The sequence below is a fragment of the Mesorhizobium sp. M0166 genome (assembly GCF_040322255.1).
GTDB lineage: Bacteria > Pseudomonadota > Alphaproteobacteria > Rhizobiales > Rhizobiaceae > Mesorhizobium.
This window is the reverse complement of sequence record NZ_JAMYTD010000030.1, coordinates 1-21,588: the sequence shown is the minus strand read 5'-3', so window position 1 is coordinate 21,588 and position 21,588 is coordinate 1. Positions and strand designations below refer to the sequence as shown.

At 59.4% G+C, this 21,588-nt stretch carries 14 protein-coding genes; 1 reads left to right on the top strand and 13 read right to left on the bottom strand.

The features are described 5' to 3' along the window. Window positions 1–10 precede the first annotated feature (10 nt). From NKJ46_RS25410 to NKJ46_RS25380, 7 genes are all read right to left on the bottom strand, one after another. Window positions 11–2,638, bottom strand: coding sequence for a caspase family protein (locus NKJ46_RS25410; protein ID WP_352668512.1), 2,628 nt, complete (start codon window positions 2,636–2,638; stop codon window positions 11–13). A gap of 9 nt (window positions 2,639–2,647) precedes the next feature. Continuing rightward, window positions 2,648–3,040, bottom strand: coding sequence for a hypothetical protein (locus NKJ46_RS25405; RefSeq protein WP_352668510.1), 393 nt, complete (start codon window positions 3,038–3,040; stop codon window positions 2,648–2,650). Between the two features lie 37 nt (window positions 3,041–3,077). Next, window positions 3,078–4,421: a hypothetical protein gene (locus NKJ46_RS25400; RefSeq protein ID WP_352668508.1), complete on the bottom strand. Its 1,344-nt coding sequence runs from the start codon at window positions 4,419–4,421 to the stop codon at window positions 3,078–3,080. Window positions 4,422–4,915: 494 nt separating this feature from the next. Next, window positions 4,916–6,373 (bottom strand): flavin-dependent monooxygenase QhpG, encoded by a 1,458-nt coding sequence (gene qhpG / locus NKJ46_RS25395; protein WP_352668506.1) that lies wholly within the window; start codon window positions 6,371–6,373, stop codon window positions 4,916–4,918. Then, a complete protein-coding gene (locus tag NKJ46_RS25390; protein ID WP_352668504.1) occupies window positions 6,370–7,725 on the bottom strand; it encodes a radical SAM/SPASM domain-containing protein in 1,356 nt (451 codons plus the stop codon). Before NKJ46_RS25390 ends, qhpG begins: the two co-directional genes overlap by 4 nt. Next, a complete protein-coding gene (locus NKJ46_RS25385) occupies window positions 7,722–8,513 on the bottom strand; it encodes a hypothetical protein (RefSeq protein ID WP_352668501.1) in 792 nt (263 codons plus the stop codon). The genes NKJ46_RS25390 and NKJ46_RS25385 overlap by 4 nt, the downstream gene beginning before the upstream one ends. Before the next feature lie 36 nt (window positions 8,514–8,549). Continuing rightward, complete coding sequence (locus NKJ46_RS25380) at window positions 8,550–10,280, bottom strand: hypothetical protein (RefSeq protein ID WP_352668500.1); 1,731 nt, start codon at window positions 10,278–10,280, stop codon at window positions 8,550–8,552. Between the two features lie 420 nt (window positions 10,281–10,700). Here NKJ46_RS25380 and NKJ46_RS25375 point away from each other — a divergent pair, with 420 nt between their 5' ends. Continuing rightward, window positions 10,701–13,430 carry a ferritin-like domain-containing protein gene (locus NKJ46_RS25375; protein ID WP_352668498.1) on the top strand — a complete coding sequence of 910 codons (2,730 nt, stop codon included), beginning with the start codon at window positions 10,701–10,703 and terminating at the stop codon, window positions 13,428–13,430. Here the strand turns inward: NKJ46_RS25375 and NKJ46_RS25370 are convergent. The 6 genes from NKJ46_RS25370 to NKJ46_RS25345 form a co-directional block, all read right to left on the bottom strand. Beyond that, a complete protein-coding gene (locus NKJ46_RS25370) occupies window positions 13,427–13,717 on the bottom strand; it encodes a hypothetical protein (RefSeq protein WP_352668496.1) in 291 nt (96 codons plus the stop codon). The two genes, NKJ46_RS25375 and NKJ46_RS25370, sit on opposite strands and share 4 nt — an antisense overlap. 378 nt (window positions 13,718–14,095) lie before the next feature. Further along, on the bottom strand, window positions 14,096–14,725 hold the full coding sequence (locus NKJ46_RS25365) for a DJ-1/PfpI family protein (RefSeq protein WP_352668495.1): 630 nt from the start codon (window positions 14,723–14,725) through the stop codon (window positions 14,096–14,098). A gap of 46 nt (window positions 14,726–14,771) precedes the next feature. After that, entirely contained in the window at window positions 14,772–16,268 is a 1,497-nt protein-coding gene (locus NKJ46_RS25360) for a tyrosinase family protein (RefSeq protein ID WP_352668494.1), read from the bottom strand. Between the two features lie 425 nt (window positions 16,269–16,693). Beyond that, window positions 16,694–19,348 carry a patatin-like phospholipase family protein gene (locus tag NKJ46_RS25355; RefSeq protein ID WP_352668492.1) on the bottom strand — a complete coding sequence of 885 codons (2,655 nt, stop codon included), beginning with the start codon at window positions 19,346–19,348 and terminating at the stop codon, window positions 16,694–16,696. Between the two features lie 58 nt (window positions 19,349–19,406). Then, on the bottom strand, window positions 19,407–20,027 hold the full coding sequence (locus NKJ46_RS25350; RefSeq protein ID WP_352668490.1) for an acyl-homoserine-lactone synthase: 621 nt from the start codon (window positions 20,025–20,027) through the stop codon (window positions 19,407–19,409). An 85-nt stretch (window positions 20,028–20,112) separates the two neighbouring features. Beyond that, window positions 20,113–20,829 (bottom strand): LuxR family transcriptional regulator, encoded by a 717-nt coding sequence (locus tag NKJ46_RS25345; protein ID WP_352668489.1) that lies wholly within the window; start codon window positions 20,827–20,829, stop codon window positions 20,113–20,115. Between the last annotated feature and the right edge of the window lie 759 nt (window positions 20,830–21,588).

Here is a 21,588-nt window from a genome sequence, read left to right as displayed (position 1 = left end):
CGCCTTTAGACTAGGAAATTCCCAGCCTGCCCATCGCCTTCTCGAGCGCCAATGATAAGCCATTGTCGTCGACTTCCAATTGCTCGATCCAGTGCGCCCTCCACGGACGCGCCCATTCTGGCAAGGCCTCAAGATCGGCCAGAAGGCCAACCAATCGGTCATTGGCGTGACGCGCGGCGATCAAATTGAAATCTGCGTGCTGCAAGGCCGCGGCGGCCTCGTTGAGAATTGCTCCCCGGTCATCGCGGGCAATGACGTAGCGGGTAGCGAGCGCTCGCACCCTGGCATCGGGTGAGGTCAGCAGGGCCGCTGCCAGTTTAGGCGGTCCGACGAGCATGCCGAGCGTGGTTCGGCCAATGAGGTTCTGGCGGCCGGCGAGCTCAGTCAGCGTTGCTCGTTGAGTTTCGTCGACTTCTAAAAAGGCCAGGGTCTCGATTAGCGGTGTATCGGCCGAGCCAGTCAGGAGCAGTTCGAGGCAGAGCTTCGCCGCAGCCGGGGCATTACTTGCCGCCAGCCAACGCAACAGGTGCTGATCGAGGTCGGGTCGTCCTGCTATGCGAAGAGCCACGATGTCTGGTGCGGCGACGCCAGCAATCCGGAGTTGGTCGGCAAGAAAGATGCGAAGTTCTGCGCTCCCAGTCGCAGTGATCATCGCCAGCATGACGTCGCCCAAGTTCGGAGCTTTGGCGTCAATCGAGGCGATGAGAGGTGCGAAAGATGCTGCATCCAGCGTCCCATCAAGTGGCAGTTGGGCGAGCAATAAGGCTCCGGCTGGCCGATGGAGTTCGACGAGGACTGTGTTGTCGATAATGCGGGCATTAATCGAGAAGTTTGGGCAATGTCTGCTTGCCGCGACGGCAGCATCAATGAGTGCATCGGCCTGTCGGGGCAGCTGTGGGTCCAGCAGCCAGTCCGCGCAGGGTGCCTCGTCGAGGTAGCGCCAGAAGCGGGAAAGTCGCGCATGCAAGTCGGGCTTATCGCGCACGGCTGCATCGGGGTTGCCGAGCATGCCGGAGAGGACGGCGCGCAGTTGGGCATACCCTTCGACGTTGGTGAGGCGCAGCGTGTTGATGCCATCGTCGATGTAGGAGAGGGGCGCGTCGATGGCCCGATCGACTTGTAGTTTGCACTGGGGGGTTCTCAGGATCGCTTGCGTGGCCGTCGGGAACGCGACCCCGCTGATATCGCTGGCGATCGCATTGTCGAACCACGCTTGGGTAACATCGGTGCAAGCGCCGCTCCACCTGACCAGGAGATTGAGCCGCGACCCGCTATTGGCACCGGCAGGGGACTCGTCGAAGCGGTTTAAGGCAACATCGGGATCGATCTGCTTGAGCGCCATGACCAGATTGGCCGGCGCCGATGGGTTCAATCGGCTGACCAGGTCAGCAAGAATAATTGTGTCCGATGGCTCGACAATATCGGCCAGAAGATCAGGAGCAGGTCCAGGATTCGAGCCTTTCGCCGCTGCCTCGAAAAGGGCTGCGCGGGCGGCTCCGGTATCCCCAAGCCACCACAGTACTGCGCCTCGCGCGTTGGGGTTCAAATAGTGCAACATCGCCTTTTCCGGTGAGGTCTGGCGATCGAGCAACAATGGGGTAGCGTTCGACAGGGCACCATCGTCTGTTATGTCGGAGGGCCCCAAAGCATAGGTCCAATCGTCGCGAGGCAAGCCAAAACCACTCAGTCCTGGGTAACCGTGGACCAGGACCAAGTTATCGCCGCGCAGCTGGAGATATTGGTGGGAGTCGAGGAACGCCCAGTAGCCAATGCCAGCCAGCAATACGAGGCCGACAATGCTGCCTGCCGTCATTGCTACGCGACGGCGCAGGGTTTCAGAGGTAATGCGCCGGGTGCGGACGCGCAGTTGCGCCAGTGTCAGATCCCGATGCAAGAAAAGCAGAGGATCTTCCGCAAGGCTGCCGGCAACGATCGGTGTTTGCGCATCCCGATGGCCGAGCTTAGCCTCAGCGTCCTCGGCGACGCCGGCCTGGAGATAATCGACCAAGTCCCTGAAATAGATTTGGCCCGAATCGCCAACCCTGGCATCCCCGCGAAGTGCAAGCAGCAACCGGCGCGTGAAAAGGGAGCCTTTGTCGGGCAGCTCCCAGGACGACTGCCCGACACGCGAGGCACTTAGCAGCAGTCTGAAATCATGGCCACCCAGGCTTTGTAGAAAACTTGGGGCATTCTCGGCGAGACCGGCGCCGCCGCAACAATCGAGGATGATCAGCACGCCGCGCGCCGCCGTGGCGGAGATGGCATTTACGATCTGGCCTCGGCCGAGACGGCTTGATCCGCCAGCGTCGGGGGCGGTGCGGAGGATGAAACCGTCGGTCTCGTCCGCTTCCCCATGGCCAGCAAAATAGAAGAGCAGGATGTCGTCTTGTCTGCAGCCGTTTGCGACGGTCGCGAGCTTGTCAGCGATTGCCGTGGGGCCTGCCTCATCTTCCGTAACTAGATGCACCTGTTCGGCAGGCACGCCACAGGCATGGCCTGAAGAAAGAGCTTCTGAAACCTGGCGGGCTTCTGGCGCGCAGGCGGGCAGATCATGCAGACCGGAGCCGGCGTATGAGCTTACGCCGACGACAACTGCATGCATCGTTTCCGAAAAGCGCCGCGCGTCTGCACTGAGCATGGGCAAGCTCTAGAACCAGCTCTTCCAGAACCGTGGCGCGGGCGTCCGTGCATTTGTTGCGCCATCCGCCCCCCGGGGGGTGGCAGCATTCTTGGTCTCACCGTGTACGACTGCTGCGCCGCCGGCCGAAAGCCCCGCAGCGGACGCGAACACGAAGAAGCCGTTGACGATAGCTATCAGATAGGTCGCAAACGGGCGCGCAAAAACGATCTGTCCCGTAGCCGGATCGATAACCGCAGCGACGAGACACAACACCAGCGAGACACCGAGGCCCAGCGCAGCTGCCGAGCCGACCGTTGGCCACACGCTACGCACGCCATTGACGATGGCGGTCGTGGCCGTCGCCGTGCCAGCAAAGGTCGCAAGACTCTGCCACGTAAAGAAGTCGTTCTGTCCATCCATGAGAGCCCCCAAACTCGTTGAGAAAAGCTGGTCGGTCCTAGCGTACCGGGTTGTTGACCAGACTATCGAAGTCGATCGACTGTAGCAGTTCGAAGGCGTCCGCTGGAGTGTCAGGCGCAAGCGCCGGTCCACCGACGTTGAGCTGCGGCGGCAAACAAATCGTTGGGACGCCCGCGACATCGAACGGTGCGCTGCCAGCCTTGGCCTCGCTGCACATGTTCTCAAGTCCACGCTGCAGCTGCAGCGAATAGTCCACGGAAGCGGCGTCGACGATTTCCGGAGTGCCAAAGAATTTGGTCTTGAGGTCAAAGACTTCGCCCGCCTTGATGTTGCGGAAGTAGTCGGTGAGCCGCTTGGAGACGTCAGTCACGGCTCCCGCCGGCGGCACATTACCGAAGTCGTCGCTGCGCGGGAACTGCGCACTCGCGTGGCAAGAGAGGCAAGAGCTCAGAAGGTTGTCGGCCGGGCCATTGGCGCGTCCACCCCAGCCCAGCTCTTCACGTCCGGTCCAACCAAACAGGATAGATTCCAGCGTCGGATCGGTCACGCTCTCGAGCAGCGGTTGTCCCGGCACAACGGTCGGATCGTTTCCCCAGGCCAGCCCCACGGGCCGCAGGCGACGCCATGGGTCAGAATCGGCCACGGCATTGTTATAGACGAAGGTGCCAAAGACCCAGCCGGTAGCGCTGTCCCGCGGGTCGCGCACCGCGATGTCAACCTGAAGCAGGCGCATCGACCGTTCGGTACGGCCGTCGCGACCGTTGCCGCTACCGGTGTGGGTTTTCCAGATGGGCGCGCCGGCGAGGTAAGGCAGTTGTTGTTCGGTCGCCGATGTGAACAGCAGTTTGAACGACACCGTCCCGACCGGAAACAGGATGCTGTCGATGGCCGGATTGCACGGATCAGCATAGACCTTGGCAAACGTCGTTGCCCCAAAGCTGTTGTAGTACCCCACAGCCCAGGTGAAAAAGGTCGTGCTGGTATTTTCTTTGAGCTGGTTGGGCCTCGTCGGACGTTCCTGAGTGAGCCCGTGGAAGAACTCTCGGCCGTCTTCGCCCACGTGCATCCAGAGAGCATGGTACCAGCCCCGGACGCTGTTCTTGGTGACGTCGAAATCGACCGCATTGTTGCCTTCGTAGGCGTAGTCCAGAACAGCCCAGAGGTACGCTTTCCAGTCTGCATGGTAGTTGATAGACAAGAAGCTAGGCAGCGGCTCGCTCGTCGCCGCCGGATAGTCGAAATTTCCCTTGAAAGCCTCGGCGGCGGTGTGATTAGCAGGGATCGTATAGAACGTATTGTAGCTTGGAACAGTGCAGGTTGCGGCCTCGGCTGTGGCCGTGGAAAGCAAAACCGCGAGAACAGCGAACACGCGCACCAGCATGACTGAATTCTCCCCAAGTTCATCGAGACTAAGAGCATTAATAAACCCTGGCAAGAGGCATGCTACTCGCCGTCACACTGCCGTTATCCGCCGCCAGTGGGAAGAGTATATACCGGTCGCTTAGCCATGAGCGCTCCTGGATGGCGCGTCGTCAGTAGGAGGACCTCGCCTCGGCCAGCGTACACGCCATCTAATAGTTCTCGACGCCAAAGTGCATCGAGAGATTCACTCTTTCCCTCTGCACACCCATTGCCTCAGCGTTTGTCGCCAGGCATAGGAACAGGCCCGCAGCCCTGTTGACAATATTATCGGGTATGAGATTGGCGGGGCTCTCCTTGTGGAATTACACTATGATACCCGGAGGGAATAAACATGTATCTCGAAACATTGTGTATCAGAAATTTTCGCCCGTCTCAAGGATGTTCGCATAGATCTTGGCAATGATACATCTCGATCTTTGTCGTTGCGACCAACAACGGCAAGACGTTGCAGGTTCAACGCACGGACGCAGAACCATCTTTACTTGCGGTTTCCACCAAGGGGGTACAATCATTGTCGACGAGCAACCGACGCTGCCAGAACCACTGTAGCAATTTCAGAGCCGCCCCCTCAGGCAGCGAATCCGCGCTCCAGTCAGCGAAGAGCGACCCTGCTGTAACGCCGGAGATTACGCGCGCGAGCAGGCTGCGGATGCTCCGCCCGGCTAGGAACGCAATCGGCCGATCCAAGTCAGGATGGAAGAGCGCGGGCGCGAGTGCGATCACATCGCCGTCAATGACAGCGACGTCCTCGAGCCGTGCCTGCGGGCTCAATCGAAGCCTGGTCTCCGGCCGCAAGCTGTCGATGGCGAGTGGCTCTCGCGGAAGGTGCTTCAGGAGCGCACCCGGTCCGCAATAGCGCGACCAGAATGGCGATGGGTTGGAGATTGCCTGTTCGCGATACAGAGATTGGCACATCAAACGGTCTCGATACGCGGCCTCAGCCTGGCGTTCCGCATGAAACGCGAGAGCGACGTCGCGACGCTCGGGGTGCACGATCAGAGTGTTGACGACTATCGCCGACTGCTGGCCGTCTACGAGTGCGCGTTGAATGCCTTGCGACGATAGAGGGTCCAGCGAGAACGCGGCCTCTCCAGCAGCGATGATGCCGTCCATACCTGGCGCGCGCGCGATGCCGATCGCGGAGGCGTCGCAGGCTGTAACGGTCGAACCCAGCGCACCATCCCAGCGCAACGAACTGCCATTGACCGCTGCGAGAAATGTCGCGGCTGGCGTGTCTCCTGCGACCCGCAGGCTCCGCGGATCCACGAACACGGCTGCGTAGTGGATGCCTTCGACCAAGCTAGCCGACCAGAGCCAACTGCCGGCGGTGGCTTCAATTCTTGTCGCGTTGCGCACATGGGGCCGACCTCGCCAGCGCGCGCACAGCGCCAAAGTCGCAGGCGAGAGCCTGCGCCGCCTACCGCCGCTAAGGGCTTTGCGTCCAGTTGCATCAATGATATGCGCGGCGTGAATCGACGCTATCGTCTGGTTCGTGGTGATCGGCAGCAGCCAAGCACTGCCGATGTTCTGTGGCCGGCTTGCGACCGCGGGCGTCAATAGCCGTACGCCCCGCCGGCGCGCCGCGTCCATCAGGCAGGCGTCAAAGCATGTGCGGTCGACCAGGAAAGTGGTTTCGGCATGGCTGGCGCGATTCACGTCGCCGCCCCAAGTGACGGCCGCGACGTGAGAAGGCTGGCAGTGGGCATTTGCCAGCGCCGTACCGAGCCCCAACGCATTGAGTATTTTCAACGCGCCCGGAGTCAGCGATTCCCAACGGCGATTCTTGCCCAACGGCGAGGGTGCCACGAGGCACACATCACGGCCGAGATCGGCCAGCCGAAGCGCGGCGGCGACGCCTGCGGGTCCGGCCCCGACGACGCAAACATCGCAGCGGATTGCGTCGGCGGTCACCCCACGGCGACCTCCGAGGGTCGCGGTTCCGCGATGAACAGGTGCGGGTGTTCATCCGACAGCCGGACATAGGCTTGGAGGCAGTAGTGCAGCCAGCCGCGGATATAGTCGCAAGCCGGACGGCCGCGGGCGATGACCTCGTGGTGGCAGCCGCCACCGCAGAGATAGCGCGCCCAGCAATTGCGGCATGGGCTTTGTGCGTCGACATGACGTTCGGCCAGCCAGTCGCGCTGACGATCACCGTCGACTCCGCTGTCGAGCGCACCCAGTCGGCCGATCTCGTCGTTAACGAAACGGTGGCAGGCGAACAAGCCGCCGTCCGCCGAGACGCCTAGATAAGGCCCGCCGGCGCCGCAGGGATAAGGACGATGGGTGCCGCGATGGATTTCGGCCAGCGCCGTTGCCATGTTGGCGAAGGGATAGGGACGGCCGCTGGCGATGGCGTCCTCGAAAGCCCGGCCGCAATCGACCATCTGTCGGAGCATCTCCATCATGTCCTCTCCGGCCATCTCGCCCTGGCCAGTCGGCGAAGCGAGCATCGGTGAGAAGCCGACGCTGTGAAAACCCATGTCGATCAGACCGTCGAGCGACTCCCGCAGGCGCAGGTTGGCGGGCGTCACCGTGACACGCGCCGTGACCTGCATGCGCCGCTGCATCGCAAGCAGCGGCGCGACGCGCGCGACGATGCGCTCGAAGGTGCCTCTACCCGACTTGGTCGGACGTTGCTGATCATGCACCTCGCCGAGGCCGTCCAGGCTGATTGTGACGGCGAAGCCGTGCTGCTCAAAGAAGGCACCGTCCTCCGGCGTCAGCAGCGTTCCGTTGGTCGTGATGGAGAAGCCAACCTCGGCGCCTGTGGCCTGCGACCGCTGCAAGGCGTACCGCGTGGCTGCGACGATGACCTCGCGGTTGACCAGCGGCTCGCCGCCGAGAAAGGCGAGATTGACACGCTCGCCGGCCCGGGCGTTCTCGAACAGCCGGTCGACTGAAGCAAGCGCGATCTCGTGATCCATGCTGCGTGCCGGGCCGCCGAACTCGCCGCCCTGCGCGTAGCAGTACGTGCAGCCGAGATTGCATTTTTGCGCCACCGCTAGCGACAGCGCGCGCGTCGGGAAGGACGTGGGCGCAGCGGCTTCGATGTACGGGGGCGCATCGAGGCCGAAATCGAAGAGGAGGCGATCGAGGTGGCCGGCGTCGGTGTCCTTAAGCGCGGCCAAGACGCGCGACACGTTATCATCGGCCAAACCATAGACGCGTGAGCCGTTTGCGAGGAACAGATGCGGCGCGCCGTCAACATCGAAGAGGTGGGCTCGACGATCCACCGGCGCCGAGGCGAGGGGCAAGGCGCTCATGTCTCGTCCCTACCGCCGACGATGAATTTCAACGCGCCTTCCCAATCGCGATACAGTTCCTCGTAGGTCACTAGGTCGCTGTTCCGGATCGAGTATTGCGGCGGGGTGGCCGCCGTCCGGTCGCGGTGCCGCCAGTTGTGTCCATCAATCTTGCCATCGGCTCCGGCCTCGGCATTGACCAGGTCCGGTCTGCTCGCGGCCCAGTAGTAGCAGCCGCACTCCAGGAAGTCGGCCGACCAGGGCGAGCACAAGCCCTGCGTCAGATCGCCGGGCGCCGCCATGTCCTTCGACAAAGCTGGCCCCGTCTCCTGCTGGCCAGTGCTGCTGGTCCGCCGCTCGAGGATCGAGCGAACCTCAAGGTTGATCTCGACCTGCTGGTTGCTCCCGGTGTTGACAAACACGCAGCGTACGCGTTGACCGACGTTGCGGAAGATTGGCGCCAAGGCATTGAACCGTTCCAGCCCAAAAGCGCCAAGTTGCTCGCTTGGGCCGTTCGGCTGCCGTGGTCCCATGGTGCTACCGATCAGTTGATTGCCTTCAACTTCGACCAGAAGCCAGTCTTGGCTGCCCGCGAGTTCCTGCGGACCGCCGGGTTCGATTTCGACGACGAAGGGGAGCGACTCGTGAAGCACGACGCCGACGAAGATATGCCGCAGGAGGCTGCGGATATCGAATTCGAGTCCGGGGAAGCAGTTCGAAATGGCGGTGTACCCGGTCGTCGACGGCGGGTTGCCTCGGGCTCGATGCAAAATTTGTGCGGTGACGTTTTTCGGTTCAATGGACGGCATGTCGGTACCCCCGCATAATGTGATGTGTCGGAAGGCTCAGGCCATCGGCAGTGAGCGGATCCAGCGTTCGACGATTTCCAGTCCCGTGCGTCCTCCGGTATTGGGCACCACGCGCGAGTACGGCGCCGACATGGGATGATCCGCGCGCCGTAGCAGCCGCACGAAGGCGGAGGCGTCCGGGTCGCCGGGTGTGACCAGCGGCTGGCCCTCGACAGGCCCCGCCTCGCTTCCCTTGGCGACAGCGGTCCTCAGATAGTCCATCAGCCTCGTGTCGTCGGCGAACAGGTCGCCGAGCGTTCCGCTGCCATCCACATCGATTGCCCGGTGCAAGGGTGCGCGGTTTCGAAAATGAGCGATCAGGGCGCGCATATCGTCCTCCGCCGTGTCGGCGGCGATTGCCGGCATCGCGCTTGCGACGATCAGCCCGTCGGATATCCGGCCGGCGGCGGCCGCCTCGATCTTGGCGATCTGCCGGCGTGTCAGCGTCAGATGCTCCGCGTCCCCGCCTCGCATCATCGCCGGCATCCGCCGACGCCCGGCGTTTGTCAGGTCGCCTGCATTCTCCGGCCGCCGAAGGATATTGGCAAACCACGGCTGCGCGCCGTCGAGCAGCGCCGCCAGAGCTTCCGCGTGAAAGGAGCGCACCTGCGTTTCTTCAACTATTGCTGGAAGGAAGATCGGCTCCAGCGCGCGTCCGGGGCTATTGGGCCGGGCGTCGTGCCCGGACATGTTGGAGGTCGTCCCGAGGAAGGGCGGGCTGCCGTTCATGGCTTCGGTGTTCATGAGCCGCACCGTTTCGAGTGCGCGGCGAATGATATCAATCATTTCAGTGCGTGGCACATCACCGGGTACTTCATGCCCGTGCAAGATCTGTTCGAACTCGTCGCTGACGGTGCGCACGTGATAGCTGTCGGGTGCGAAATCCGGCGGCCCCGACGCAACATGCGCATGAGCCGCGCGCTCGACGCCATTGACCTGCAGCTTGACCTCGATGAGGCCATCACAGGCGTCGTCAAAATAACCGAGACTGACGCCGTCTTGGCCGCTGGCATAGATGCCGCCTGGATTTGTGCCAAGCGGCACGTTCGGCAGATCGTCACGATAGTTGTCCCAATTTCCTGTGGCTGAGTCGTAGACATCGTCGACAAGGTTGGGATCGCCGGCGCGCGGCCCGAACACGCGGCCGGCTGCCGGCGTGAAGCGCAGTCGAATCTCGGGAAACTTCGGCGTGGGCTTGATATACTGGACGTCCCCGAATGGAATTGATTTGCCGGCCTTGAAGTTGCCGGCGGTTCCCTTAAGCGGTCTCTGCGTGTGGTCGCGGATGTCGTCGACAGTGGCTGTGACGCGATCGTTCGCATCGCCGGTCCGGCGAAAGGCTTTCTGGTTTACGACCTCGACACGCCAACTAATGTCGCGTGGTTTCAGCTTGAGGTCTGTCAGATGCTGCCGCGTAAGGGGCTCCAAGTTGCCGTCATCCTCAAAGCGAGCCCAGACCTCTAGAAACGGAGCAACTGGCTTCACCCGCCCTTCGGCATCGCGGAAAGCGACACGGTCGGGCGTGGACTCCTGGGAGATGCCTCCGTCAACCACGATGAGCGTTGGCGCGGGCACGAGGCTCCGGAAGCCAGTGCCGTCCTGGCCATTGGCTGGATCGTGCGGCGGCAGGACGACGTCGTAGTTATCCATAGGCTCGGCCGACGAGCCAAACCGTGCAATCGCGAGTGAGGGCAAAAGGCGGATTTCTTTGATGTCGCTGATGGCCATGCAATTCTCCGTCCACTACGGTCGTTTGAGCGACACGACCGGCCGACAAGCGCGCGCCGGCACGGAAGGCGCTGCACGCGCCCATTTAGGCAATCTATACTTGAATATTTAGGTCAGTTATCGGTACCATAGTAATGCCCCGCGATTATTGTTGCAAGGGAAATGCAATCATGATGCACTCGAAATGCAATCATGCTGCACTGCAGATACGTGGTCGGAACTAGGCACTCTTTCGCAGGCGGGAAGGCTTCACCAAAGATTTGGCAGCTCTCCGGAGCTGTTACCAGCTTCGTGCCAGTGCAGTCTTCCTGGCCATCGGCATCATGACCTGGTCGATCACGTGTAGCTTTGCGTGCAGAAGATGAAGACAGGCGAACAGAGTCGAACAAGAGAATTATTGAATCCGGAGGAGGCGACAGCGTGACTAGATTCCAACGCGTTATCGAAATACTTGACGGCGCTGTCGGAGGCTCGAACGCATCCGTCGGCTTCCATGGCGCCTTCTGGCGCAACATCACGCGCAACGACTTTGTCGCGAAGAAAGTATTCGGCTTGCAGTTGATCACCGTTGGCGACGGCGCAGGCTCCAATCTGGTCAAGGCGCTCAAAGGGCAGCCGCCGTTCGGCGCTGACCTTCCCAACGCGCCCGACGATGCCTCGTTCAGTCGCATGCCGTCGGGACTCGACCCCGTGGCCGCTTCCGAGATCGCGTTCATCGAGACGTGGATCAATGAAGGCTGCCTGGAGGATGAAATCCCGATTGCGGCCGCACTGACGTGGCGCAAGACAAACGCACCGACTGCCAGCTCCCGGACGGACGATATCTGGTTCATCGATCCGCGCGTAGGCTGGGCCGTGAACAGCGACGGCAACATTATCAAGACGGAAGACGGCGGTGGTGCGTGGGTGGTCCAGCATTCGGCGCCCGGCGTATATTTGCGCTCTGTCGCCTTTGCCAACGCGAACTTCGGATGGGTTGGGACGCTCACCCGAAATCGACGGCTCTACCGAACGACGAATGGCGGAACTAACTGGGACGAGGTGAAGCCACTGCCGGCGAATGCACCCGCGGCCGTGTGCGGATTATCGGTCGTCAACGAGCTAGTTGTGTACGCCTCGGGCTCAAACCGGCCCAACGACGTCCCGGCTATGATGAAGACCACCGATGGCGGAGCCACGTGGTCGGCGTGGGACATGACGGCGCATGCATCGATCCTCATCGATACCTATTTCACGGATGCGCTGCATGGCTGGGTGGTCGGTGGCAGGGCTGCCGAAGGCACCCCGACAACCAGAGACAAGGTGAAACCTGTCATTCTCGAAACGACGGACGGCGGCGGCACTTGGATTAACCGGCTGGCCGGGCAGGAGGCCCAGTTCCCCTTAGGCGAGTGGGGCTGGAAGATTTTCTTCGTCAACGATCGAGTCGGCTTCGTTTCGCTTGAAAATTTCACTGCGGCGGCGGTCGCCAAGACCACCGACGGCGGGCATACCTGGAGCCGGGTGGAGGTCAACGACGGCCAAGGCAACGCAAACCTTGAAGGGGTCGGCTTCCTCGATGAGCGGCGCGGCTGGGTTGGCGGCTGGGGCTCAAGTGATTTATCGAAGGGCTACTCGAGCGCCACGCTCGACGGCGGCGCGACATGGACTGCCTCCAACGAGATTGGCAAGTTCATCAACCGCTTTCGCTTCTTCGGAAACCCGGTGTCGATGGGATATGCTTCGGGCGACACTGTCTACAGATATTCATCCGATCCGGTGCCCATCGCTGAGGTCTCGATGGTCGCGGCGCAAGGGAGGGCGGCCGAGTTGTTGCCGGACAGACGCATCGCCGCTGTGGGGCCATCTGCTTCCATCACGATGCTTATTCCGGCGGGGACCAAACGCCTGACACTCGATGTCTGGGACCGCTTCGGTCTCGAATTCGGGCGGCTGCTCGACGAGATCAAGCCGCGTGATGGCTGGCGGACATTCGAGTGGGTGGGGAAGGACGACCTCGGCGCTACGCTCCCCGCGGGCGACTACATCGTTCGCCTGACCGCTGATGACATGACCGCAAGCAGCATCGTCACACTCGGAAACACGCCGGCTGCCGTACGCGCGCAAGGACGTCGCGTTGCGGCGCCGACCCTGTCTCTGGCGGCGCCGCGCGCCGGACGCTTGACCGTCGCGGCGCTGATGGCAGAGACGTCGCCCAAGCGCGATCTTCAGTGGCTGAAGGACGCGTTGCAGATCGCTATCCAGCTTGAGCTGGCGACGATTCCGCCTTACCTGACCGCGTACTGGACCATCAAGGACGCCACACACGAAGCCAAGCGCTCGATCAGAGAGATCTGGCGCGAGGAGATGGCCCACTTCGGGCTTGCTTGCAATTTGCTGGTCGCGATTGGCGCCACGCCGTTGCTTACCGACCCTGCCGTTATACCGAACTATCCAGGTCCACTGCCCGCCGGCGTCCGTCCGGGACTGATCGTGCCGTTGCGAAAATTGGACAAGGCGCAGGCCAAGGTATTCATGGACATCGAGTACCCGCAGGATGGACCGCTGGCGCTCGTGGCGGCAACAGAGGCCTTCGATTCGATCGGCGAGTTCTATGCGGCGATATTGGAGGCCTTCCGAGAGTTGAATCCGACGCTCACCCTCGACCGGCAGCTCTCCTCCCTCGGTTTGTTCAAGATCGGAACAATTGCTAAGGTTCAAGATGCCATCAAACTCATCAACTTGCAGGGTGAAGGGTCGAATGTCACTCCCGAGGAGGGGCCTGGCGATCTCGCGCACTATTATCGCTTCGGCGAGATCTACAATGAAAAGCGCTTCAATCAGGATCCGGCGACTGGGAAGTGGCGCTACGATCCCTCCGCGCCGGTGCTGCTTCCCGATGTATGGGACATGGCCGACATTCCGGTAGGTGGTTATCTGCAGGCCGATGTGCCGGATCTTGCAACGTGGGACCTGATTCATACCCTTGATCAACGTTACTCGAGCATGCTTCGTTTTCTTGAGGCAGCCTGGCTGAACGGCGACGCGTCGTCTCTCTTCTCGGCGCTCGAAGAGATGGGCGAAATGGGTACGGCTGCCTCCGAGCTGGTCACCAAGCCACGGTCCGACGGCGCTGGAAACTATGGACCTTGTTTTCGCTATATCCCCTAGATGTTATCACGTTCCATCCTGACCACCGACTCTTGAACGTCTAGGCGCTCTGCAAGCGTGCCGATGATTTTTTTGGGCGAAATTGACGATAGAGGATCCACATTCGAGGGGTCTCCAACACTCGTGTTTATTGAGACGAATTCGTTGCTTTTATCCAGCTCAACCGTAACCAGAGAGCCATAGACCGGTATTTTGTGGAAGTATTGGCGAAACTTTACATATTGGTGTTCCAGAAATGGAATCCGGTCTATGCCAAGCACCTTATATTCGGCCGCCAAGTCGTTCATGGTCGGTGCGCGAGCAATCGTGTTCGGCCCCGAACCGAGAACTGCGTCGATGTAGCGGCGCGGCGCTTTCGGGATCGAGTTGACGCAACGTCTCGGCTACGTTCGGCTGAACGGAGTTTAACGTCAAATCCATGGCCTTATCGTCACGATGCATTCGAATAGACGTCATGCCACTGGCCATATCGATCTCCGTTAGACGAGACGTAAAACTACTTCAGTGCAAAGATTGGCGGCGTTGCCGTTCCTGCCACGGCAGCAGCAGGCGCAAACGCCAGCAGAACGGCGGTGAGGAAGCTCGACTTGCAGCCACCCAATCTACCGACGCGAATCCTGCTATTGTCTCCATTGATGATGCAACGATTGCGTTCGTTTCACGGTTCACCACTGCACCCTGCAGATCGGTGGTGGCGACGGAATTTCGCCGGCCACAGGTGGCTCAGGAAAGTACTGGGTCGTGATCTGAACCCCTATCGCAGTCTGTTCGTCAAACAGCATCGAAATCAGTTGCAAGGCCTCATCAAGCCCCGAGGAGATGCCGCCTCCCGTGAGGCGGTTCCCCGAAACGACAAAGCGAGGATGTCCGGCTGCGACCTGGATCCTAGGAAATCGCCGCAGGCATTCGGTGAAGGCCCAATGTGTCGTGACCCGATGTCCATCGAGCAAGCCAGCTCGCGCCAGAAGGAGAGCGCCTTCGCACACTGAGCAGACCCATTTGGCGCCGTGTCCGACCTGCTGCAGGTAAGCTGTATAGGATGATGCCTGGTCGGACATAATCAGACTGAGCGCCGAGGGTGCACCGCCAGGTACCCACAAGACCTCAAATTCCGGCGATTCTGCAAAGCTGGCGTGCGCTTCAAAGCGGACACCATTCATTGTGGTGACAGAACCGCCGTCTGAAGACACGATCTTCGCCGACAATTTGCTCTCGCCGACCCATGTGAACATCTCGAGAGGTCCCGCGACGTCAAGCAGGTTAACGCCGTCATAAACAGGGATCCCCAGCTTCACCTCAAATTCTCCTCGTCGTTTTAGCGCTAAGCGCCTGGGGCGGCGTCTATTGGTCTTGGAGCAGCAGCCTCGCATTGATCGTTGGACTGCCAGCACCGCCAAGAGGGAAGGCTGCTCCTATTTCAGCTTGCGAAGGCACTTCTATCGAAATGGAAATCTCCCGCCCGACGACCTTCTTCTGTTCGATGCGAAAGTCCAAGTTCACTAGCTCCTGCTTGGCGCACGTCGCGCACTTCTTAGGTGCGTCGGGTTGAAAGAAAGCTCTACGAGCCACCACTTTGCCATCGGCCAGCAAGTTGACGATAAACGATCCCGGAATATTGAGCCGCGCAATATTTTTCACGCGGATGGACACAGCGTCTTTTCGTATCTTGAACTTTCGATCAGCAGACAAGCTCCCGAAGGTGTTTTCGAATGCTACTGGAGTATCGCTCACACTTGCGTCTCCTTCATAACCGACGTCCAGTTCAATCGACTGGGCGTTTGTTGACATGAATGGCGGCAGGCTGTCTAAGGGGGCCGGACCATCTAGCCAAGTCATGTCTCCGGTAACTGTTGATTTGAAGCCTTGAAGAGTCGTGGCATCCACTGATTGTTGCCACTCAAGCCAAAGACGATCGAGGTTGCAGTGAAAGAACCAGAAGACCGGGTCGAAAGCTGCTACCTCTTGCGCGGCCATTGTGGGACCGATGGAGAGGTGTCCGGAATCATGAGCCTGTATGCTAAACTTTTGATAGCCGCCTTGATTGTATGCGCCCCACATTGTCTGTGAACGGGACGTCTCGATATCATCGAGCATCCCGAAGGCTTTCACATTGGCTTCGATGGTTGCAGGGTCATTGCGCTCGATCGTGTATGGGTAGTATTTGCCTGGTTGAGGTGCCTGTGACTGCAAACCTGGATCGATAGGCAGCGTGTAGGTAGCGAATGGGTCTTCCGACAGCAACGGAGGCAACGGTGTCTCGATATCCCAGTAGGGAAGGGTTACGCCCTCGCAACCAGGAACCGAGCGGAGTGCGTCCTCGAATGTTCTTAGAAAAATGCGGTGCCAAGGATTGTATTGATTGATGTGATGAGAACACCATGAGCCCGGCAGACCATGCAGGCCAGCGATAGCGTAGTAGCTGTTTGAATCCAACGGGTCACGGTCCATCAGTCCCTGGAATGCTCTCTTGAGCAAGGCGGCCTCTCCAGCGGTCAAGTTGCGGACGTTTTTCCGCAGACGGGAGGGAGTGCGGGGAGCCACGAGCTGCAAACGTGCCTGCTCCTTAGGCGTGCCGACCGGATAGCTGCGCAAGATCCAGTTTAGAAATGTCTGCTTCCGGTTTGAACTCCATTTTGCCTCCTTTTCAGGCGGCATGTCCCCTTCCGGACCAGTGTGTGCATAAACGGCGAGTGCATTTCTTTTGACCCCCTCGTAGGAGCCCAGGTCGAACCCTTTCTGTCCCATATGGTCGATATCTCTATCTCGAAAGCAATACCGAATGTCCCCCATATAAGTCGGCTCAACTACAACTTGGTCGCCCTGTTCAGGTGTCAGCATTGTCCCCTCCCTTTTCGGCCATAGGCAGTCATGTCAACTACCCCCCCCCGAGACCCGTCGATCCCGCAGTCGGACCCGGGTGCGCTCACTGAAATAAATCTGGTAGCGAGAAGCATCCTTGCAGTCTGTGCGCTGGTTGCAAGCACGATTGCCCAATCACGCTGCCAGCACAATTCAAACCATGGGAAAGCCTGAAAAGCAAGGAGATCAGTGAAACCGCTGGCGATCGGCGTGGTGAACATAGCAAACCATCTCAGGATCCGCCGAGCGGATCGTTGAAGGCAGTTTAATACATGACTGATAAATGTTGGTTGCATTGTCCGCCCTCTCTGAGTCAGACCGCGAACTTTTTGTTGCGCGGTTCGCTGCAATAGCTTGCGACGGCACGGCGAGGTTTCCTTGAAGTGTGCTACGCGAGGCAAGGCCTATCGAGGTCCCTCAGCTGCTCGTGCGACGATGTTCTCGATCGCCGCTTTCGGCAGGTTGACGTAGGTAAGTACACCGTTGAGATCATCAATCCAGTTTTCGTACCGATCGGCAGGGAAGAGGCCGAATGAGTCCGCTCCATTGAGGAAACCGTGGGTCGCGTGGAAGCCCAGAGACCTGTAGACTTCGAATTGCTCTTCGCTGAAGAACTGGTCTGCCGTGGTCTCATGGGGGTACTGAGGGCAACTCTTCTGGTAGTCAAGGACAAGGTCACTTTCGTCGCCCGATATCGAAGACTTTATGTAAATTATTACCCCACTGCCAAGTTTCCCGTAATCAATCCGTCCCACGGCTACGTGCGGCCCCTGATGTCGCTCGGGTATGATGGGCCTTTCCCAGTTGGGATCGCTTACCTCCTTTGTCCGTTTGCGCAAGACCTCCCACGGAAGATCGATGCGCGCACCAAGATCGATACGCGCGTGTCTTTGCAGGCGAATGAATGAGGTGAACCTCATGGCAGGATCAGCTTCAGCATCAACCGCGATGATGAGCCGGCAACGCCGCTTAAGCAGTTCATACAAGCCCAGATTGTCGAAGTGGCCTCCGTCTGTGAGATACACGTTTCTGGTTCTCTCGTTGAGCCAACCGAACGACTCTTGAGCGTAGTACAGCGGTCCGAGCCGGGAAATGAGCCGACTCTTCCAATCCCAATTGAGTACCCGCCGGGGGTTTGGAAGCCAGTAGCCGAGGCGCACGTTCAATGCGGCGAGACTGAATGTAAGAGCCTTGATCGTCTGATATCCCATGTTTGCGGCTGCCGCCGCACCCGAGGCGGCCATTGCGGTCCCCAGGTTAACGTTCCTGTCAATCCTCTCGATGAGGCCAGACCTCACAAAGCCGGTGGCCTCGCTTCCCATGAAAAGCGGCGTGAAGATAAACGAGTCCGCATTTCTGTCCCTACGGTTCAGATATTTGGAGCTTTCGAGGTTAACCGCAGTGTTGACGATCAGATATGGAGAGAAGCGAACATCGTCGTCCCAGGTCGCACCTTTCTTCTTTTTCAGGGAGGAGAATCTAAATTTGTCGACGTCGATCGGAGGCTCTGCTTTGAAGCGCTTCCGCCCTTCGGCGATCCACCCGTTGAGCCTACCTTTGAGGGGGAGGGTCTGACTCTTGGTGGTGGGAACGAGATGTCTCTCGACGGAAGGAAGGGGCTGATTCTCGGCTTTGGCTGCCTTCTCCAATTCGTCTCGGCGCCACAAAAATGCGCGGCTTAGCCGATCTCTATAGTAGTAGTGAAGCGATCCCGAATTGGGTGCGACAAAGATTGCCGCCAACGCGGCGATCCCACCAACCCAGAGATAGAATAAGGCCGGTGTACCTGCTAGTGGATCGTGGACCAACAACCAGGTCAGCCACGACGGAACTTCAAGGTGACCTGGTGGGGGCTTGTCCATACTGTGTCGGATACCCCAGTATGAGAAGAATATGTACAGCCCCCAGAGCAGAAGCGGAATGATCGTTGCCACGAGGTAGAGTGCCGCTTTGCTGGCTAGCCGTTTCAGGGTTCCCACAAACGTAGTGTCGCCGAATGTTGCCCGGACAATGGACGAAAGTTTGCCAGCTGCCGCCGCCAGCACTCCAGCTACAGCAGCGAGGCCAGTCCATAGCTGTGGGAGAGAAGTTGAGAACCAATTCGACCAGTAGCCGGTCTCGTAGAGCAGAAGATACTGAATAACGTACGCCTGCAATTCGAGGAGAGCGACTATGATTACGAACAGCGGCAACAGCAGCATTGTCTTCGCAAACTTCTCCCTCATCCTGAGGTTCCAGCGAGGCGGTGGTCCCATGATCGCGACCAAGATCTGGCTCGCTATAAACCCACAGGCCAGTATGCCGGTCCAGCCAAAGAGACCAAGTCCACCCGTCCACAACGCAAGGTGTTCCGACGTTGGGCTGATAGCTACAGTCACTGCCGCCATCAGAAGAATGATCGCCAGGAAAATTATCGCGTTAATCACGACGCCTCGAAGCACCGCGATGGCTCCGATAAGGTAATCAGTTGTGCCATTTGGAGCGAGGAACTTGGAGTGATCCCTCAGATGTTGAACCTCGATCGTCTCCGACTGGTCGAGTTTGCTCGTAAAAGGGAACCGCCCTTGGTTCTGCATTAACCCGCTGACAAGCGAGGTCCCGACGTATCCTCCTCCAGATGCCGTGGACAGATAATCGATCCTATCCAGAACCTGAGGCTCATGGTCCTCCCTCAGCGCATCAATAGCCTGAAGGACACCTAGGCAGAACGATGCAGACCGTATTCCGCCTCCCGACAAAGCTAGCCCGGTAAGATTGTGGGCACCATTAGCTGCAGGGAACTCCCGGCCACGTTCGTCCGTCGATTTCCGGTTGTGGTCCAAGGTAAGTTGAATGTGATTGTCTTTCAAAGCATCAACACTCCGAGCCTGCTCTTCCAGCATTTTGGCTATGTCTTCGTCAGGGGCTCTTCGGTCCTTTGCAAGCAGCCCTTTCGCGACAGCGTGACGTCGTGCGCTGATTACATCAATTTCCTCCGAGAACACGTCCGCGAACTGATGGCAGGCCTCGCCTGACGCCTCATGCACACCAGAAGGGGTTGGAGGATTTGGATTTGGCATTCTGTCTCGTCCGTATTGCTACCTGCTGCGGTCCGCGGGAGACAAGACTCACCACATGTTATGCGGAAAGGCGTCGCAGATGTTTGTCGCTATCGATGAAAGGCTTTTGAACCCCTCGACGGACTAGCAACGTCTGATTGATCCCAAGGATCTTGCGAACGCTCGCCAGCGCCGCATCGCTCACCTCGATATACGCGACGATGTACCATTCGCCGTTTTCTTCCCTCGCCATCCGGCGCGCCATTGTTTCCTGTACGCCGCCGACGGCGCTGAGGCCTTCGTCCAGCGCATGTTCCATCACCGCGCAGCACAGCTGGGTGAGTGTGCCGCGCAGCCCGGTTGGGCGCTTGTCGGGGACGACGAATGTGCGGGTCCATTCGGCCCAATCGGGACGTCTTGGGACGCCGGATTTTTCGCACATATGAGAAAAAACCTTGGAGACCATGTGCGGCTCGCTCGTTGGGACCAATCGAGCCGAAGTCACTACGCGATCGTCTTCAATGCCCAGCAGGTATGTCGCCGCATCTGTATTGAATTGATCCAGTTCGCGACCATCCGGGCGTGGAGGGCGCCAACGCTTTTGATGCACGAAGAAATCGTGCCGGCGGCGCAGAAACTCGTCGAATTCGTTTTCGTAGAGATGCTTGTTATGCGCATTGACTACGTGGGCTGTTATCATGGCGCGATCCCCCGATCGTTCTCAACGGGATACTCGCAGTCGCGCTAATATACGTCACCTGTCCGATGGGACAGTTGACGCGCGTTTAGGGATGGATCAGGCGCCGGCGCACTGCCTCGACGACCGCCTGCGTGGTCGTTGCGACGCCAAAAGCCTCGCGGGCCCGCGTGGAGTGCCATTTGACGGTGCGCTCGGTCAGACCAAGGATTTGGGAGGTTTCTGACGAGGTCTTGCCGGCGGCGGCCCAGAGCAGCACCTCTTTTTCGCGGTCGGTCAGCACGCCTTCCTCATTGTCATTCGCCAAGGCTTGAATCGACATGCCCGCATAGACCGCCATGGTCACCAGTTGCACTTGATGGCGTGGCGACAGGGTGCAGGACTTGGCGGAAGAGGCGAACGACAGCACGGATTGCCAATGGTGAATGCTAAGCATCGGCACGGCGAAGCCGCTCCAGATGCCAAATTCCGTCGCCTCGCCGGCGACGCGTCGTGAGCCCTCGGTATCAGACCACTTTGCCGGAACTTCGGACCAAAGGAACGGCTTCAGGGTCTTTGCCGAGTAGATGCAAACCCCGTCCACCGCGGCATGTTCGGCCTCGATATAGCGTTCGAACCAGCCGGCCGGCCAGCCGTTCAGTTCAACCATCGGCGCAAGTTTCTGGCCACTGAGCGGCACACCGCTAAGGATAAGATGCTCGAAGCCGAGATTCCTCACCGTTTCGAGAAGGTCGCTCAGCAACGGCCCGGTAGCTGTGTGCTTCCTGCACCGTTCGACAAAGTCAAACACGTCTGAATCGATCATGACAGAGACCCCCGTCTCCATGCCCGAAAAACAAAGTCTAACTCAAATTAGCGACTTCGAATATCCGATAAGCGCGGCCGCCACGCAGGACGGGTGGACCGAAGGCAGCTAAATTAGCGAGATTGTGATCAGCGGCGCGCCGAGATCATATTCGCACTGTTTCATGACTGCGTGGCCGCCGGTCTGCCTTGGGTCGCGACCGCCCCCGAATTTTCCAGGGAGAGGGAGAGGCATCGGCATAGTGTTCAGGTAGGCCAATAAATGAGTCCGTCGAACTAGCTCGATGCATTCAGCCGCAAAGCGACGGCGCGCTGACCCATAGCGTAGTTACCGAGCCGTATTGGCAGGGCGATTTCGCGAGATTTTGAAGGGTCTCTCTGGGCAACCATTCAACTACAGTGTAAGTATACCCGGTAAGAAGCCGGCTTCGGTATCAGGGCGCGATTTCTTATCATTGTCACAGCTGTGCCGCCTGAGAATAACTTCGCACGCGTTGGAGTGGCAATTTGCGAATTAGCTACGCGAGGGGCATCAATGGCCGACAAAAAGTCGTTCATGAAACTTGCGCTCACACCGTAAGCATAGACACACGCGGTCGATGATGACGATGCCATGTTGCCGCAACATGTGGTGCATTGATCTAGCAGGCTTCTCTGATTGGGGTTGTTGAGGTTAAGCTCCTGTTTCGTTTTTTCGGACCGTGTCGCCCCGCGGGTCACTCGCTTCTCTTCGCGGTCGGCGCAGGGCCGCCGCATGATG

Excerpts from the sequence above, each read along its gene's own strand:
- NKJ46_RS25360 (WP_352668494.1), bottom strand. The coding sequence starts at position 16,268 with ATGCTGACACCTGAACAGGGCGACCAAGTTGTAGTTGAGCCGACTTAT.
- NKJ46_RS25400 (WP_352668508.1), bottom strand. The coding sequence starts at position 4,421 with ATGCTGGTGCGCGTGTTCGCTGTTCTCGCGGTTTTGCTTTCCACGGCC.
- NKJ46_RS25385 (WP_352668501.1), bottom strand. The coding sequence starts at position 8,513 with ATGCCGTCCATTGAACCGAAAAACGTCACCGCACAAATTTTGCATCGA.
- NKJ46_RS25410 (WP_352668512.1), bottom strand. The coding sequence starts at position 2,638 with ATGCTCAGTGCAGACGCGCGGCGCTTTTCGGAAACGATGCATGCAGTT.
- NKJ46_RS25355 (WP_352668492.1), bottom strand. The coding sequence starts at position 19,348 with ATGCCAAATCCAAATCCTCCAACCCCTTCTGGTGTGCATGAGGCGTCA.
- NKJ46_RS25405 (WP_352668510.1), bottom strand. The coding sequence starts at position 3,040 with ATGGATGGACAGAACGACTTCTTTACGTGGCAGAGTCTTGCGACCTTT.
- NKJ46_RS25345 (WP_352668489.1), bottom strand. The coding sequence starts at position 20,829 with ATGATCGATTCAGACGTGTTTGACTTTGTCGAACGGTGCAGGAAGCAC.
- NKJ46_RS25350 (WP_352668490.1), bottom strand. The coding sequence starts at position 20,027 with ATGATAACAGCCCACGTAGTCAATGCGCATAACAAGCATCTCTACGAA.
- NKJ46_RS25380 (WP_352668500.1), bottom strand. The coding sequence starts at position 10,280 with ATGGCCATCAGCGACATCAAAGAAATCCGCCTTTTGCCCTCACTCGCG.
- NKJ46_RS25390 (WP_352668504.1), bottom strand. The coding sequence starts at position 7,725 with ATGAGCGCCTTGCCCCTCGCCTCGGCGCCGGTGGATCGTCGAGCCCAC.
- NKJ46_RS25370 (WP_352668496.1), bottom strand. The coding sequence starts at position 13,717 with ATGAACGACTTGGCGGCCGAATATAAGGTGCTTGGCATAGACCGGATT.